14 protein-coding genes are annotated in these 15,972 nt (G+C 43.9%); 6 read left to right on the top strand and 8 right to left on the bottom strand.

The window, feature by feature from the left end; genetic code table 11:
- The first annotated feature begins 7 nt into the window (after positions 1 to 7).
- A complete protein-coding gene (locus BTO10_RS15880; protein WP_105025192.1) occupies positions 8 to 1,579 on the top strand; it encodes a BCCT family transporter in 1,572 nt (523 codons plus the stop codon).
- A 345-nt stretch (positions 1,580 to 1,924) separates the two neighbouring features.
- Positions 1,925 to 3,808, top strand: coding sequence for a methyl-accepting chemotaxis protein (locus BTO10_RS15870; RefSeq protein WP_105025191.1), 1,884 nt, complete (start codon positions 1,925 to 1,927; stop codon positions 3,806 to 3,808).
- Between the two features lie 84 nt (positions 3,809 to 3,892).
- On the opposite strand, the gene BTO10_RS15865 is transcribed toward BTO10_RS15870, so the two are convergent.
- From BTO10_RS15865 to BTO10_RS15855, 3 genes are all read right to left on the bottom strand, one after another.
- A complete protein-coding gene (locus tag BTO10_RS15865; RefSeq protein ID WP_105025190.1) occupies positions 3,893 to 5,314 on the bottom strand; it encodes a hypothetical protein in 1,422 nt (473 codons plus the stop codon).
- 241 nt (positions 5,315 to 5,555) lie between these two features.
- Entirely contained in the window at positions 5,556 to 6,173 is a 618-nt protein-coding gene (locus tag BTO10_RS15860; RefSeq protein WP_061032769.1) for a peroxiredoxin, read from the bottom strand.
- A gap of 154 nt (positions 6,174 to 6,327) precedes the next feature.
- The gene (locus BTO10_RS15855; protein WP_105025189.1) at positions 6,328 to 7,233 is read right to left on the bottom strand and encodes a transcriptional regulator; all 906 of its coding nucleotides are present in this window, start codon (positions 7,231 to 7,233) and stop codon (positions 6,328 to 6,330) included.
- Between the two features lie 259 nt (positions 7,234 to 7,492).
- On the opposite strand from BTO10_RS15855, the gene BTO10_RS15850 reads away from it, so the two are divergent.
- Together BTO10_RS15850 and BTO10_RS15845 are read left to right on the top strand one after the other, a co-directional pair.
- Complete coding sequence (locus BTO10_RS15850; protein ID WP_105025188.1) at positions 7,493 to 7,783, top strand: hypothetical protein; 291 nt, start codon at positions 7,493 to 7,495, stop codon at positions 7,781 to 7,783.
- A gap of 9 nt (positions 7,784 to 7,792) precedes the next feature.
- The gene (locus BTO10_RS15845; RefSeq protein ID WP_105025187.1) at positions 7,793 to 8,650 is read left to right on the top strand and encodes an EAL domain-containing protein; all 858 of its coding nucleotides are present in this window, start codon (positions 7,793 to 7,795) and stop codon (positions 8,648 to 8,650) included.
- A gap of 328 nt (positions 8,651 to 8,978) precedes the next feature.
- Here BTO10_RS15845 and BTO10_RS23790 read toward each other — a convergent pair whose 3' ends face one another.
- The 5 genes from BTO10_RS23790 to trxB all read right to left on the bottom strand — a co-directional run bounded on the left by BTO10_RS23790 (position 8,979) and on the right by trxB (position 14,819).
- Complete coding sequence (locus tag BTO10_RS23790; RefSeq protein WP_258098974.1) at positions 8,979 to 9,203, bottom strand: hypothetical protein; 225 nt, start codon at positions 9,201 to 9,203, stop codon at positions 8,979 to 8,981.
- 85 nt (positions 9,204 to 9,288) lie between these two features.
- Positions 9,289 to 9,864 carry a nucleoside 2-deoxyribosyltransferase gene (locus BTO10_RS15835; RefSeq protein ID WP_105025186.1) on the bottom strand — a complete coding sequence of 192 codons (576 nt, stop codon included), beginning with the start codon at positions 9,862 to 9,864 and terminating at the stop codon, positions 9,289 to 9,291.
- A 335-nt stretch (positions 9,865 to 10,199) separates the two neighbouring features.
- The gene (gene cydC, locus BTO10_RS15830) at positions 10,200 to 11,921 is read right to left on the bottom strand and encodes a heme ABC transporter ATP-binding protein/permease CydC (protein ID WP_105025185.1); all 1,722 of its coding nucleotides are present in this window, start codon (positions 11,919 to 11,921) and stop codon (positions 10,200 to 10,202) included.
- Positions 11,914 to 13,698: a heme ABC transporter permease/ATP-binding protein CydD gene (cydD, locus tag BTO10_RS15825; RefSeq protein WP_105025184.1), complete on the bottom strand. Its 1,785-nt coding sequence runs from the start codon at positions 13,696 to 13,698 to the stop codon at positions 11,914 to 11,916. The genes cydC and cydD overlap by 8 nt, the downstream gene beginning before the upstream one ends.
- Before the next feature lie 161 nt (positions 13,699 to 13,859).
- A complete protein-coding gene (gene trxB, locus BTO10_RS15820; RefSeq protein WP_008223323.1) occupies positions 13,860 to 14,819 on the bottom strand; it encodes a thioredoxin-disulfide reductase in 960 nt (319 codons plus the stop codon).
- A 223-nt stretch (positions 14,820 to 15,042) separates the two neighbouring features.
- On the opposite strand from trxB, the gene BTO10_RS15815 reads away from it, so the two are divergent.
- Both BTO10_RS15815 and BTO10_RS15810 read left to right on the top strand, forming a co-directional pair.
- Positions 15,043 to 15,459 carry an SRPBCC family protein gene (locus BTO10_RS15815; RefSeq protein WP_105025183.1) on the top strand — a complete coding sequence of 139 codons (417 nt, stop codon included), beginning with the start codon at positions 15,043 to 15,045 and terminating at the stop codon, positions 15,457 to 15,459.
- 70 nt (positions 15,460 to 15,529) lie between these two features.
- Positions 15,530 to 15,886, top strand: coding sequence for a MarR family winged helix-turn-helix transcriptional regulator (locus BTO10_RS15810; protein ID WP_258098966.1), 357 nt, complete (start codon positions 15,530 to 15,532; stop codon positions 15,884 to 15,886).
- Positions 15,887 to 15,972 lie beyond the last annotated feature (86 nt).

The following is a 15,972-nucleotide window of genomic DNA, read 5'->3' as shown; positions in this document are numbered from 1 at the left end:
AGGGATAATGACTAAAGGTATAGATAAATACAGTATCGACAGTACCGATTACACTGTTGGTCAGGATAACGTCCAAAAATGGGGTTTCGATGTCCACAACCCAGTATTTGGCATTAGTGCAGGTTTGATTGCTCTGTTTTTGATTGGTGTTCTGGTTACGGATACCGCATCTGCAAAGGCAGCACTGGATGGCGTTAAAGGGCAAATCATCAATTCATTCGATTGGCTGTTCATCTGGTCAGGCAATATTTTCGTACTCTTCTGCTTAGGCTTGATCGTGTCTCCGTTTGGTAAAATCCGCCTTGGTGGTGTTGATGCAACAGCAGACTACTCATTCATGTCTTGGTTATCCATGCTATTTGCAGCGGGTATGGGTATCGGCTTGATGTTCTGGAGTGTGGCAGAGCCTGCGGCTTACTACACCGGTTGGTTTGAGACACCACTTGGTGTTGAGCCAAACACACCAGAAGCCGCTAAATTAGCACTAGGCGCAACCATGTATCACTGGGGTCTACACCCTTGGGCGATTTATGGTGTGGTTGCTCTTTCGTTAGCATTCTTCTCATACAACAAGGGACTTCCGCTTTCGATTCGTTCTATCTTCTACCCAATTCTAGGTGATAGAGCATGGGGCTGGGCTGGTCACGTTGTTGATATTCTGGCGGTGCTTGCGACTCTATTTGGTCTGGCGACGTCGCTAGGTCTAGGCGCACAGCAGGCAGCAAGTGGTATTCAACACGTATTTGGCCTTGAAGCTGGCTTGGGCTTACAAGTTGTCGTGATTACAGTGGTAACTTTACTTGCGGTAGTATCGGTACTTCGTGGTATCGATGGCGGTGTAAAAGTTATTAGTAACATCAACATGCTGGTAGCTTTCTTACTGCTTATCTTAGTGGCATTAATTGGTTATGCAGTGACACTAGGCTCTATCCCAACAACCTTAATGGCGTACATCGAGAACATCATTCCACTGAGTAACCCTCACGGTCGTGAAGACCAAGCATGGTTGCACGGTTGGACGGTATTCTACTGGGCTTGGTGGATTTCATGGTCACCATTCGTAGGTATGTTCATCGCACGTGTATCTAAAGGTCGTACAGTTCGTGAGTTCATCACAGCAGTTCTAATTGTTCCAACGACTGTGACAGTGATTTGGATGTCAGTATTTGGTGGTATGGCGATTGATCAAATCGTAAATAACATCGGTACACTTGGCCGTGAAGGCTTAACCGACGTATCACTAGCGATGTTCCAAATGTTCGATGCACTGCCGTTTGGTACGTTGCTGTCAATCATTGCAGTGGTGTTGGTGCTAGTATTCTTCATTACATCGTCTGACTCAGGCTCTCTAGTTATCGATAGCATAACCGCTGGTGGTAAAGTGGATACACCGGTTCCTCAGCGTGTTTTCTGGGCGTTCCTTGAAGGTGCGATTGCAGTAGCGCTGTTGTGGGTTGGTGGTACTGAAGCCGTACAAGCTCTGCAAGCTGGTGCTATCTCGACGGCACTGCCATTCACCATCATTCTATTACTGATGTGTGTGAGCTTGCTAATGGGTATGCGTACAGAAAAACGCTAGCTCATAAATTGTGAATCGACCGTGCTTAAAGTGCGGTCGAAAGATAAATAATACGAAGGCAGGTGAGGAGACTCACCTGCCTTTTTTCTATCTATTTTCAAGCCTATTTCTATCTATTTTCATGACAATTCCTATACATATTCCAGCGTATCGGAGCTGAAATATTTTGTAATAACCATATCGTTAATAGCGCCTTGAATTTGGCGATATGCCAACTAATTGGCATAAGCTAAGGCTATGGTTTACATAAAAATATATTACGGTATTAAATTGTGAAATCGCTCGAATTTAATACTGATATTGGGTAGTATGCGCGGGACTTCCCACCACTCGTGAAACTTTGACATGAAACTAACACTAAAACAGAAGTTAATAGGTGCTAGCCTATCTGCTGTTATAGTTATGGCAACAGCGTTGACCTGGCTATCAGCAAACCAACTATTTGAACAGACTCGTAATGGCGTATACCTACGAGCTGAAAGCGTATCAGAAGCAGCATCTGAAGGTATTAAAAACTGGATTGGTATTCGCACGGATATCGCATCAGCATTTAATGACTTTTCACGAGAAAGCGATGTTGTTCCTTTCCTAAAGCAAGCTCGCGTAGCGGGTGGTTTTGACGATATCTTTTTAGGTACACCAGAAGGTGGCATGTACCGCTCACACCCTGAACGTAACCGTGCTGGTTACGATCCTCGTCAACGTCCTTGGTACCAAGAAGCGAACGCTGCAGGTAAGCAGATCATTACTACCGCTTACCAAGATGCAATCACTAAAGCACTACTCGTAACCATCGCAGAACCCGTTCGTCATAATGGTCAGCTTGTTGGTGTTGTCGGTGCGGACGTACTTATCGACCAATTGGTTAACGACGTAATCAGCCTAGATGTGGGTGACAATGCGCACGCGATGCTAATTGATGCGTCTGACGGCACATTCCTAGCACACCCAGATTCAGCATTAAGCTTGAAGCCAGTAAGCCAGCTTTCTAATGACATTTCTATGCCTATCATCGAGAACGCAGTGCGTACTGGTAGCATCGAGATCATCAAAGAACGTGGCGCTGAGAAGCTGCTTTACTTCACGAAAGTACCAAACACTAACTGGATCTTCGCGGTTCAGATGGACCGAGCGACTGAAGAAGCAAACCACTCAACACTACTTACTCAGCTTATTATGACTGCTGTAGTGATTACGCTTATCGTGATCGTACTGGTGTCTTGGTTGGTGAGCTTCCTATTCCGCGACCTAAACCGAGTTTCAGCTGCACTTGAAGAGATCGCTTCAGGTGAAGGTGACCTTACTCAGCGTCTTGAGCCAAAGAGCGACGACGAAATTGGTCAGCTTGCACAAAACTTCAATCGTTTCGTGGGCAACATGCACACAATGGTGATCAAGCTAAGTGAAGTGTCTGCTGCATTGGGTAACCAAGCGCGCCAAACTGCATCGCAAGCGGAAGAGCGTAGCGCTCGCATCCAGATGCAACAAGACGAAATCAACATGGTTGCAACGGCTGTTAATGAAATGGCAGCGGCGACACAAGAGATCGCGGGTAACGCAGACCACACGGCACAGAATTCATCTGAAGCGGTTGGTGCGTGTGAGCACGGTACTGGTCAGGTAACACAGACTCAAAGCTCAATCCAAAACCTTGCGCAAGAAGTTCAGGTTGCCACTAATGTCATCCTAGAGCTTGAAGAGCACGGTAATAGCATCAACGCTATCTTGTCTAACATTCAAGGCATCGCTGAACAGACAAACCTACTTGCACTTAACGCAGCGATTGAAGCGGCACGTGCAGGTGAGCAAGGTCGTGGCTTTGCGGTTGTTGCTGATGAAGTTCGTGTTCTGAGCCAACGTACACACGGTTCAACACAAGAGATTCAACAGACTATCGAATTGCTACAAGGTACAACAGGCAAAGCGGTTAGCATCATGAATGACAGCCGTACTTTGGCTGAAACCAGTGTTGATGATGCAAACTCAGCGGCTGCAAGCCTAACGCAAATTCATGCTGCTGTTGAACGTATCAGCGATATGGCGACACAGATTGCTTCGGCGGCAGAAGAGCAAGCGTCTGTAACGTCTGAGATTACTCGTAACACTGAGGGAATCCGTGACGTGTCTAACGAGCTAGCAGACGAAGCACACCAAGCGGCAGAGCAAGCAGCTCAGTTGTCTGAACTGTCTCACGAGCTAGAGAGCGAAATCAGTCGCTTCAAACTGTAAGCACTAAAGCGTAAATTTAAAGCCGAATGTTATTATTACATACGGCTTTTTTGTGCCTCTTATTTGGAGGCTTAGGCACTAGAATTAGTTGTTCGGGTAACCTGGGAACTTCGCTTTTAGATTGGCGTGAATAGGGAAGTATTTCTCCATAAACTTCACCATCGCAGGGTCGTTCTTTTGAAGCTCTGTGAATGTCGCGGAACTTAGCTCTTGAGCGCTGTAGCCTTTGTAGTTTACGTCGTAGTAAGCATACAGAGAGTAGGCTAGGTATTCTTGATCGTATGACTCAGCATCTAGGTCAGCTTCAACGATTGTCGAGTCTTTTCCATTTGGAAAGTAAGAGCCCGCAAGAATCGCTTTTTCATTCAGCTCATCGAGTTCTTTTTGCATCACACCCCACTTTGATGAAGGTGATTTTACCGCCAAATTCATCACACCGTAGTCGTGTACAAAGTGAATGATCTCTTCAAACGCAGCGTCTCTTTTTGTCACTAACCCCGGCTTGTTTTCGCCTGCTGTAGTATCTGTCGTTTCAGTCGCGAATAGATCTTGGAAGCGGTAATTCTCATCTAAATATTCACCTGCGTCTCTATTCGGTCCATCAGCCCAGTCTTCATCGTAAAAGAACGCCATCGCAGCTTTGCTGTCGTAGATAGCCTTGGTCACTTCAGCTGGGAAGTTATCAAGGTAGTACTGCATGATCTTCTTAACGTGCGCAACTTTGGCCGTGCCGTCATTCTGTGTTTTGTCTTCGATCAGTAAAGGGATCTTGTAACCATGAGCTTCCACGCAACTGCGTTGCTTGATGCCATTGTTAAGCAAGTCGCCTGTTGTGTCTGAAATAACAGAACAATCACCTGTTGGAACACGAGCGAACGTCTCTGAAGCACTTTGAGCAAAGCTTGGAACAAATTGGATAGCATTACTTAGGGTGTTACCCACGCGTACATAAAGGTTCATCGGTCTCATTTGGTCGATATTAAACTTGTCGCCAGTGCTATCGATGATGAATTGCTTGTTGATGGTTACGGTGTCGGCTTTTTTCCAGAGAATGATGTTCTTGATGTTGTTTTCGACTTTCGCAACAGCAAGTTTTTCTGGTGTTGTAGTTGAGTTGAAGTTTTCGTAGTAAATATTAAAGTTTTCAACGTCATACGTTTTACCAGACGAGTTTGTTGCGGTTACTTTGAACGTAATGTCTGCGTCATTTTGAGTTTTATAGTTGCGCTCAGGGATACCATGAACTTGAGCAAAACTGCCGCTTGATTTTAGATTATTACCGTACTGAGTAATATCAACGTTCACGTTTTTGTCTGCGCCATTTTTAATCGACTTTACGCTGAATTGCAGCGAGAAATTGTTGCCAAGGCTAACCACTGAGTTGGCGCTAGATGCGTCAATGACATTTTTTGAAGCACTGTTATTGTTACCGCCACCGCTTCCGCCGCCACACGCAGTAAGCATTGTTGTAACAACAAGAGTAGGAATAATGAGTTTATTTATCATAGAGAACCAAATTATCTGCAAGCAATAAAGCTCGCATGTTACAAGAAATGGTATTTTCTCTGAGTAAGCTTTTGTAAGTTATGCATTGATATTACTTACAAATGACGCATTAATGATTTGCTCGGGCGATTGGTTTAGACGGTTGGTTTAGACGATGGATTGGCTTGGTGAGATAAGCTAGGGCGGGGAAACCGGGTGGGAGAGTAGTGGGCGACAGAATGGCCCACTACTGAAGTCTGGATTAGAAGTATTTTTTCGCTACTTCAACAGCTTTGTCCAAATCTGGAATCATAGTCAGCTCTGGAACTCGCTGAATATGAACGATTTTGTTGTCTTTATCGACAACGAATGTGCTACGAGCAAGTAAACCAAGCTCGTTGATTTGTGTGCCTGATTCAAAACCAAAAACGTGGTCTTTGGCATCTGAAAGCAAAGTTAGGTTGTCTGTAATACCTTTCTCATTCTTGAATCGATCCAGTGCGAAAGTCGTGTCTGCACTTAGGCCGATGAATTCAATGTTATCTGTCAGTTCAGGGTTTGCTTTTACAAAGTTAGAAAGATCCTGAGCTTGTTGGTTACATACTGGTGTGTCAATCGAAGCCAGTACACTAAAGATACGCACTTTGTCTGTTTTTGCTGTGGTATCGTACGGCTGGTTTTTGTTTGTCATCAATGTTACTGAAGGCAGGTAATCACCAACAGCCAAGCTATTACCGACAAGGTTGAACGTTGTCTCGTAGTATAAAGTCAGCGTATTATCTTTCCCTGTTGGAGCTGTTTCACTGGTTGTTAAGTAGTCCGCAGCACCAGCCGTTGTAGTTAAAATCAGTGCCGCTAGCGTGATTAGCGTTTTTTTCATGTTGAGTCTCTTGAATTATATTAGTTAAGCTCAGTTTCAAGCGCAGCGAACTCTAGCTAAATAAGATGTGGTTTGTTCAAACCAACAGATAATGAAAATCACACCGTTCGATTTTATTATAAAAATATCAACGACTAAGAGAATAAGGCCCTATTTAAAATGAGAGTTTACATAAGCTGAGTATCTTGGATATTTGTAATATTCTAACTTCAGAACTGTCATTTTTTATTTTGAATGAATGCAAGTAGTTAAGGGCTTTATTCTTATAAACTATCGAAAAGTCGGTCTCAAAAACACCTTCGCCATTTTTAGTTACTGTTATATCAATATTCCTAGCTCTACAGTCCTTATATGAGCTTACTCGGATTATTCCCTCCATACTATCAAGGTCTAACATCCCCGTATGATCAACAAGGTTATATGAGATGTTTTCTGTAGACACCAAACGCTGGGTCATATTTTTGTTGATATTATTTGTGTTATAGCAACCTCTAATGAGTGACAAGGAGGAAATAGCCAGCATTAACATGAATAGCTTTTTAAGATAAACCAAAGTTTCGCGAGGTTTATTCGACGGCTCTTGGTTGTCGATTACTTCGACAGGTACTGAAACTTCGCTCATTGCTCCATCCATTGCAGCAGCGGCTACTGTCTCACCCTCCTGGATTTCGGAAGTTATATTGGTTTCAGTTGGTGAATGGCTTTCAGTAGATAGATGGGGTTCTGGTAGCTCTTCATTGGATATTTTCTCAAGCAAATAGCCTGCTTTACTCACCGTGGTGAGCTTTGTATTTTTAATACCAATCGTTTTGAGCGACTTTCTTAACGTACTGATCGTATTGGTTAGAGATTGATCAGAGACAATGGCACCATTCCAGCATTCACTAAAAAGCTCATCTTTACTTACACATCGACCATTGTGGTTATGCAAATAGAGTAAAACACGGAATGGTTTTGGCCTTAATTTGATTAAGGTTTTATTTTCGATATTCATTATCGAACGATCGCTCAGGTTTATATGTAACTCATCATTAATTACAAGTGAATTATCATTAATCATTCTACTTCTTTCTAATTAATTATTTTTATTGTTATCACGCCTAGACCAACTTGTCGTCGATTCTATTTTTTTTCATCGCTTTGGCTATCAAAAATCAAGTTCGTTTGAAAAATGTGTGGAATGTATATTTGGTGTGTTTTTAGTGAATTTTGAATGATGTGGTTTAGATTGGGCGCAAGTACGATAGACGCATAATTCACGGATAGAACATCAACAGATATAGGGATTATTAATAACGTTGTTTGTTTTTGGAGTGAAGATGAAATTCGTATCAAAAGAAAGTGTTACACGTGTTTTAGGCAGCATTGAAAAATATAAACAGGTAGCTTGTGTTGAATCCAAAGGCTTAGATGTCATTAGCTTATTGGTTCGCTTATGCCACCTTCAGAGCAAGAAGATCTCAGAAGACGATCGCCAAGTCTTAGTGGACCACATCAAGGATTTGATATCCGAAGAGCTAGTCTTTGCCCAAAAAATGGAACTGGAAGAAGCTGAAGCGATATTAATGGATTCTGTTAGCCCTCTATGTAATCCAGCACAATCCAAGTGAGGCTAACTGATGCTTGAGTGGAACTCTGAACACCGTCGATACGAGATGTCGGTTCTTGGATTTAAAGTGCACAGTGTCTTTCAGTCGATTAATGAGGCTGACCAAAATGTGTTTGGCTATGAGGCGATATGCCGAGTAGAGATGCAAGGTGCGAAGGTAAACGTTAAACGCTTCTATAAAATTCTTGAGGACTTCGGTGAGAAGTCTGAGTTTAGATTTAAGTTTTTCTTGAACATTATGCACTTGAGAAACTTTCGGAACTCGAGAATCTACGGTCGTGATCTGAAGCTGTTTCTCAATGTTACCCCATGCTTTTTTAAGTACTTTTCATATGGGAACGACTTAAACAGCTTATACCTCCCGCTAATTAAGGAGGAGCAGGTAGACTTAAGTCAAATTGTCGTTGAAATTGTCGAGGACTATTGCCCTCTAGCTGACATAGAGAGCTTACATCGAGGTACTGAATATCTCAGAAACATAGGTATTTCGTTCGCACTGGATGACTTTGGCTCTGGCTGGGCGGGTTATAGCCGAATGGCAGTCGTGAAGCCTGACTACCTCAAAGTGAGGCGTGATATGTTGATTGAATTTGCTATGAGCGGCTCTCAAGACGACAACCTTTTGGAAGAACTGAACACCATTACGACGATACAAGGTATCAAGGTGATTTTTGAGGGGATTGAAAACGTGGATAACTTGCGTGCTGCGGCTCAGTATGGGGCTGATTATTATCAGGGTTACCACATAGATTTCCCTAAATCTTATCCAGTAAACATGCTAGATCAAGGTGTTGTGACGCCAGATGAAAAATTCAGGTTAAACACCTACCTCAATAAGAAAACCAGAATAACGAGTAAAAGCGCTTAACTCACCGAGTGACTGGTACCGCGCTCAAAATAACCAATCTGTCGATTTCCCTTATCTGAACTACTACTCTTCGGTTCACTAACCTCTCGTGTGGGAGGTTAGCTTTTTGGCTAGTGACATCGATATGAGTGAGTTGTATTTGAATTACTTCGGATTGAACGCTGGGGGAGGGCTAACATTATTCTAATAGAGGATTACAGTTCGTTTTCTGAATTTCTTTTTGATTTTGTTTCTGAATTGCTTTCTTGGATTAACTGAATCAATTCGCTTTTGCTGTAGGTGCAATAGGCATGGAGAAACCTCTCAACCTCTTCAATTTCAACTTGGTTCACTCTGCACGATACATATCCTTCCTTCTGATCCACACCAAGCTTGATGTTGTAGAGCTGCTGTTCTCTATCCACAAAAAGACAATGGTACAAACACTAACGTTGGCGTTTTCGTTTGAGTTAATCGAAGACCATAAATCATCAAATGACACTTTGATCGCATCATAGTCTTTACGTTCTGCTACTTCGTCTCTTGTAAGAGACATCATGCAAATCTCGCTCATAGTTTTCCTCTCTATATTTACAAAAAATTCTCCCAGCATTGTGAGGATGCTGGGAGAATCAATGTCATTCAATTTAGATAGCGATTTACGCAGCCTTAGCTTCGTTCTTTAGCTGTTCTAGACAACGGATGAACGCACGTAGGTTACGATACACGTCTGTTTGATCATAAAACACGCCAACATTCTCTAATTCTATCGGGCCTGATACTGCGTTATCTAGCATTAGGTTATCAATTAAACCAAAGTTTTCTAGCGTCATGCCGATGCCATCCACATAGGTTTGCTCATCGACTTGCTTAGCATTTGGCAGTTGGTCTAGGTTTCGTTTTAAGAAAAGATCAGAGTTGTTGCTGTAGGCAAGTACCGTTTTACCTAGCGCTTTACCAAAGCCCATCTCATAGGCTGTACCCACATCGCAGCTCGCGCCTCTGAAAGGTGTCATGTTGGCGATGACGATATCACAGCTCTCAATAAGCTCTTCATTAGCGCGGCCAATTTTTAAGCCATTTTGCTGAGGGCTAGGTTCATTCAACTCTAGAATATTGTCGAGTGGGAAAATACCCTCGAAGCCATAAGCTTCACAAATCTTCTTCTTTTGATCACCGATAGAGACAGCGTCAGTTAGAAATACTTCTGGTCCTGCTAGATAAATGCGTTTCAACGTTTAACTCCTGATTAGCAACAGTGCTCGGGTTTGTGCTGATATTTTTATCTATTGGATTGTTTAAGTAATAACCGAAAGTACACGGTTTGCTAATGTGTGGTTTTAGTGTGTTTTTAGCTTTATGGTTTAAAAAACGACTCTTTAGTGCAGTTTTGCTTAAGCTCATGATTTGAATATCACTTTGAGGCTGTTTTGTGTTCGTTTCAGGCGAGAATATGGCTGAGAGTTGAAGGAGAATGTGACCTGCTTGAGACGCAGAAAAATCGATAGGTAATAAAAAAGCCCGAGCATAAACTCGGGCTTTGGAAGTTTCTTTGTCATCAATGAAGCGACTAGATTGCCTGACGAAGTTGGAAATAGCGTCCTTGTTCGTTCAACAGTGTGTCGTGGGAGCCATGCTCTACAATCTCACCTTGTTCAATCAGAACGATAGAATCCATCGCTTCCAAACCAATCAAACGGTGTGTAATGAAGATAACCGTCTTGCCCTCAAAGTGCTTCTCAAACAGCGCCATGATGCTCTGTTCAGTTTGCTTATCTAAGCCTTCGGTAGGCTCATCTAGAAGCAGGATAGGGGCATCATGAAGAATGGCACGTGCAATACCAACACGGCGCTTCTCACCACCAGACAGTTGACGACCACCGTCACCTAACCAGCTATCAAGACCATCATTCTCAAGCAGCTTTTCTAGGCCAACGTCTTTAAGGATGTTGGCTAGGTGCTCATCGTTGGCATCTGGTTTCGCAATCAACAGGTTGTCGCGTAGGCTGCCATTTAAGATGTCGACACGCTGGCTTACCACACTGATCGATTCACGCAGTTGTGACTCGTTCCATTGTGTTAGCTCAATGCCCGCGATAGAGATATAACCTTTCTTCGGATCCCAGTAGCGAGTTAGCAGCTGAATCAGTGTCGATTTACCAGAACCCGTTTGACCCACAATCGCAACCTTGTTCGTTGCCGGAATCGTTAGGTCGACAGCGTTCAGAACACTGCGCTCTGAGTCAGGGTAGTTGAACGTCACGTTTGAGAACGTAATATCAAGCGACTTGTTGATGTCGAGTTTCTCGTCCGCGAATTGAACTTCAGGTTCTGAAAGAATCACTTCATTCAAGCGACGTGCAGAAGACAGAGTCTGACCTAAATGCTGGAATGCGCCTGCGATTGGCATTAACAGTTCAAAACTTGCCATGGTTGCGAACGCCATTAGCGCAATAAACGGATCAGGTGCATTACCACCCACGCCGTCAGCCGCTAGCCAAAGCATAAGAACCAGTGTCAAACCGTTGAACAGCATCAGCGCTGCTGAAGCCATACCGGTTAGGTTGGCGTTCACAAACTGGTTCGCCATCAGCTTCTGTTGAGTTTCTAGAATCGCATTACGGTAACGCTCTTCGGCACCAAACAGAGTCAGTTCGCTGTAGCCTTCAATCCAATCCAGAGTGGTAACACGCAGCTCCGCTTTGTTTTGAGTAAGCTCGCCACCGTTACGTTTACCCAGCTTGTAGAACAAGACAGGCCAAATCAACAGCATGATAAGCAGGATAGAACCTAAGATCAGGCCTAGCGAGGTATCAAACCACATCAAGAACAGAGTCAGGAAGAAGATACCAAACACACCAACCGTTACGGGGCTTACTAAGCGCAAGTAAACGTGGTCCATGGCGTCGACATCAGCAACCAAGCGGTTGAGTAGGTCAGCGTCACGCAGGTTTGAAATACGACCAGGGATCAGCGGAGCCAGCTTCTTGAAGAAGAAGATACGTAGATCAGTCAGTAGTTTGAATGTCGCATTGTGGCTTACAACACGTTCACCCCAACGACCCGCAGTACGGCTCATAGCCAAACCACGTACACCACCACCCGGTAGCATGTAGTTGAAGGTTTCACGTGCAATCGTTAGGCCAGCAACCGCAGAAGCGGAAATGAACCAACCCGATAGCGTTAACAAGCCAATAGAAGCTGACAGAGTAGCAAAAGCCAGTAGCATGCCTAGCGATAGGCCAAACCAATGCTTTTTATAGAGTTTCAGGTAAGGCAGTAAATCACGCATCTAAATTACCCTTATTGTCTTGTTGAGCTAAGTTCGCGTTTAGCATCTCTTCGAATAAACCACCCGCAGTCGAAAGCTGAGCGTAATGACCTTGTTCCACAAGACCACCATCGCGCATAACCAGAATGTTATCGACCGATTGAAGAGGAGCCAGTTGGTGCGTCACAAGCAGGGCAGTGCGACTTTCGATGTTGCTGTTGATGCCTTTCATCACTAGCTGCTCACTACGAGTATCTAGGCTAGCAGTAGGTTCATCAAGCAACCAGAATTGGCCGTCTTGAATCATTGCACGAGCCAGTGCCAAACGTTGAGATTGACCAACAGATAGGCCACAAGAACGATCAGAAATCATGTAGTCCAAGCCATGCTCATTAACAAACTCACTAGCGAAAGATTGGTCTAGTGCGTTTTGAACCGTTTGGTCGGTGATATCTTGCTTACCTAGAGTGACGTTGTCATGAATTCTGCCGTGAAGCAACAGTGGGTTTTGGCCAACCCAGCTGATAGTCTTACGCCAAGATGCCAAGTCTAAATCACGCAGTTCAATACCATTGATTTTCAAGCTTCCTTCATAAGGCATGAAACCAAGAATGGCATTGATCAAACTTGTCTTACCCGCACCGCTTGGACCAACTAATGCCGTTGATTGGCGAGTATTCAGTGCGAACGAAATAGGGCCAACCAGTTGAACACCTTCAGGGCTCAATACTTTCAGATCTTGAGCTTCAATATTGATGCCTTGAGCTGGGTCTAGCTGAGTGTCACCTGATTTCACCTTTGTGATGTCGGTTTCTAGGAACTCAACAAGACTCTCGGCTGCGCCCACCGCTTGTTGCTTCGCATGGTAGAAAGTACCTAAGTCACGCAGAGGTTGGTAAAACTCTGGCGCCAAGATAAGGATAAACAGACCTGCGAACAGTGTAATGCCAACACCGTAGTGGCCGAAGTTAAGCTCACCGATGTAAGTGAAACCAAAGTAAACTGCCGTCATCGCAATCGAGATAGACGTGAAGAACTCAAGCACAGCAGACGACAAGAAAGCGATCTTCAATACATCCATAGTGCGCGTTCTGAACACTTCAGATGCACCTTTCAATACTTCGGTTTCAGAGCTCGTGCGGTCGAAAAGACGAATGGTTGTCATTGATTGCAAACGATCGTAAAAGTGACCCGAAAGGCGTTGAAGCGCTTTGAAGTTTTTACGGTTTGCGTCTGCGGCTTTCATACCCACCAATGCCATGAACATTGGTACCAGTGGCGCAGTCAGCAAGAAGATAAGGCCGGCAGCCCAGTTTACTGGGAATACCACAACCAAAATAATGAATGGAATCAGTACCGACAAAGACATCTGTGGCAAGTAACGTGAGAAGAAGTCTTGCATGTCTTCAACTTGTTCTAGCAGCAGCGTTGCCCACGTGCCGGCAGGCTTACCTTTGATGTAAGCAGGGCCCAATTCGCGTAGCTTGTCTAGAATGAGCTGCCTAATGTAGACACGGATCTGTTCACCACAGCGATAACCTGCGATTTCACGACCCCATGTACAGCCCGCACGGCCAAAGACCGAGAATGCCAAGCCAGCAAAATGACCCACCAGTTCAGATTTATCGACATTCTCGATGATCAGCTGGTGAAGAATAGAGGCGAGAAGCGCTGCTTGAGCAATTAAAAACACACTTGAAAGTACGCCAAGGCTAATCGCAATCATAAGCCAGCGTTTTGCTAACTTACTTTGTTGCTTAAGCCACTTATTCAAGCTGCGTTGTTTTTTCTTATCCATTATGAAGGCTTAATGATAATTATTATTCGTTGAGGGCGGCTAGTATACAAAAGAAAGCCCAGTGGATATACCACTGGGCTTTAGGGATTTACAACAAAATGTGATGACGCCCTGCATCTACTAAGGCGAGAGCGTTGATAATCAAATCTGCAATCTCAGATTTACTTATCGTTAAGGCCATCTAGGAAGCGTTCAGCATCCAGAGCAGCCATACAACCAGTACCTGCAGAAGTGATCGCTTGGCGGTAGTTGTGGTCCATAACATCACCCGCAGCGAACACGCCTGGGATGCTTGTTTGTGTCGCGTTACCTTCAAGACCAGACTGAACGATGATGTAGTCATCTTTCATATCTACTTGGCCTTTGAAGATTTCAGTGTTCGGTTGGTGACCGATAGCGATGAACGCGCCCATTACGTCGATATCTTCTGTCTTGTCAGACTGAGTATCTTTAATTCGAACGCCTGTTACGCCCATATCGTCGCCAAGAACTTCGTCTAGCGTGCGGTCAGTGTGAAGAACAATGTTGCCGTTCTCTACTTTGTCCATTAAACGCTTAACCAGAATCTTTTCAGCGCGGAACGTGTCACGGCGGTGAATCAGGTGAACTTCAGACGCGATGTTAGATAGGTAAAGTGCTTCTTCCACCGCTGTGTTACCACCACCAACAACCGCTACTTTCTGGTTGCGGTAGAAGAAACCATCACATGTTGCACAAGCAGAAACGCCGCGGCCTTTGAATGCTTCTTCAGACTCTAAACCTAGGTACTTAGCTGATGCACCTGTTGAGATGATCAACGCATCACAAGTGTACTCGCCAGAATCGCCTTTAAGACGGAAAGGGCGGTTTGATAGGTCTACTTCGTTAATGTGGTCGAACAGGATCTCTGTTTCAAAGCGCTCTGCGTGCTCTTTCATGCGATCCATCAGTGCTGGGCCTGTTAAACCTTCTGCATCACCCGGCCAGTTTTCCACTTCTGTTGTGGTTGTAAGCTGACCACCTTGCTGCATACCAGTAACCAAAACTGGGTTTAGGTTTGCACGAGCAGCGTAAACTGCAGCTGTATAGCCAGCAGGGCCAGAACCAAGAATCAATAAATTACAGTGCTTTACGTCGCTCATGAGGACTCCGAAATTGAATTTGTTTTAATTTATAATCGCTTAGGATTGTATGGAAAATATGGAGGCAATAAAAGTGTAAACAAGGGCTGAAGTGTAATTAATCGTTATAGTTTAGAACTTAATCGAGACAAACGTTTTCTGGCTGGGAGTGATGTTGCAAATATACCTATCATCAAGTATTGTAAACTAGTTTACTAATTTACAATCAGCCAGGACGGTAAAAGTGATTTTTGAAAAACGTATTTGTATTGAAGCATCACCTCAAGACATATATTCGCTATATGTCGATGTAGAAAATTGGAATCAATGGGATAAAGAAGTGGTCTACTCTCGTCTACTGGGTGCATTCGAGGTTGGTGTGAAAGGCGTTATAAAGCCGGCTAATGGACCTAAATCAAAGATAGTCATTACGGATGCTACACCGAATAAGAGCTTTACTGTCATGAGCAAACTGCCATTCTGCCTTCTATCATTTGAGCACCAGTTACAGGCTAAAGGAGAAATAACGGAGGTAACTCATAGAGTTAAGTTTTCGGGGTTAACCAGTTTTTTATTTGGGAAAGTCGTGGGTAAGAAAATTTATGATGGACTACCGTCTACTCTTGAAGGACTAAAAAAAAGGGCCGAGAACAATGTTTAAGCATGATCTCCCATCGGACAGCGTAGGGCTACAGCTCTGGGTCGCTTACAATAAATGGCACTCGGAGGTAATGAAACTCCTTAAGCCGCTAAACATCAACCATACTCAGTTCGTTATACTGGCTTCAGTACTATGGTGTAACAAGAACAAAAACGAAACCACGCAAACAGAAGTAGTCAATATTACAGGCTTGGATAAGATGACATTATCAAAGTCGATGAAAGCGCTGGTTGCGAATGATCTTATCACTAAAGATAAAGGTGACAGAGACTCACGAAGCTATTCTCTGAGACTCACGAAAACTGGGGAAGCTCTAGCAATAAACGCAATAGCTCAGGTGGAAGAGTTAGACCAACTATATTTCGAAAGCTTAAAGGGCGAAAGAGGACGATTTATTTCTCTGTTAGCAGGCCTTCAAGTTCCTTGAATTAAACCTCACTATTGGACATTTTTGATTTAGAGTATTAACTCCAAAATGGGTAGCTGCACAATCAAATGTGTAATGGGAGCACT

Origin of the sequence: Vibrio chagasii (assembly GCF_002954585.1) — a bacterium.
Taxonomy (GTDB): domain Bacteria; phylum Pseudomonadota; class Gammaproteobacteria; order Enterobacterales; family Vibrionaceae; genus Vibrio; species Vibrio chagasii_A.
This window is presented reverse-complemented; position numbering and strand designations above follow the sequence as displayed.

Bases quoted from the DNA above. Each gene is read 5' to 3' on its own strand.
- BTO10_RS15880 (WP_105025192.1), top strand. From the start codon at position 8: ATGACTAAAGGTATAGATAAATACAGTATCGACAGTACCGATTACACT.
- BTO10_RS15870 (WP_105025191.1), top strand. From the start codon at position 1,925: ATGAAACTAACACTAAAACAGAAGTTAATAGGTGCTAGCCTATCTGCT.
- BTO10_RS15865 (WP_105025190.1), bottom strand. From the start codon at position 5,314: ATGATAAATAAACTCATTATTCCTACTCTTGTTGTTACAACAATGCTT.
- BTO10_RS15860 (WP_061032769.1), bottom strand. From the start codon at position 6,173: ATGAAAAAAACGCTAATCACGCTAGCGGCACTGATTTTAACTACAACG.
- BTO10_RS15855 (WP_105025189.1), bottom strand. From the start codon at position 7,233: ATGATTAATGATAATTCACTTGTAATTAATGATGAGTTACATATAAAC.
- BTO10_RS15850 (WP_105025188.1), top strand. From the start codon at position 7,493: ATGAAATTCGTATCAAAAGAAAGTGTTACACGTGTTTTAGGCAGCATT.
- BTO10_RS15845 (WP_105025187.1), top strand. From the start codon at position 7,793: ATGCTTGAGTGGAACTCTGAACACCGTCGATACGAGATGTCGGTTCTT.
- BTO10_RS23790 (WP_258098974.1), bottom strand. From the start codon at position 9,203: ATGAGCGAGATTTGCATGATGTCTCTTACAAGAGACGAAGTAGCAGAA.
- cydC (WP_105025185.1), bottom strand. From the start codon at position 11,921: ATGCGTGATTTACTGCCTTACCTGAAACTCTATAAAAAGCATTGGTTT.
- cydD (WP_105025184.1), bottom strand. From the start codon at position 13,698: ATGGATAAGAAAAAACAACGCAGCTTGAATAAGTGGCTTAAGCAACAA.
- trxB (WP_008223323.1), bottom strand. From the start codon at position 14,819: ATGAGCGACGTAAAGCACTGTAATTTATTGATTCTTGGTTCTGGCCCT.
- BTO10_RS15810 (WP_258098966.1), top strand. From the start codon at position 15,530: ATGAAACTCCTTAAGCCGCTAAACATCAACCATACTCAGTTCGTTATA.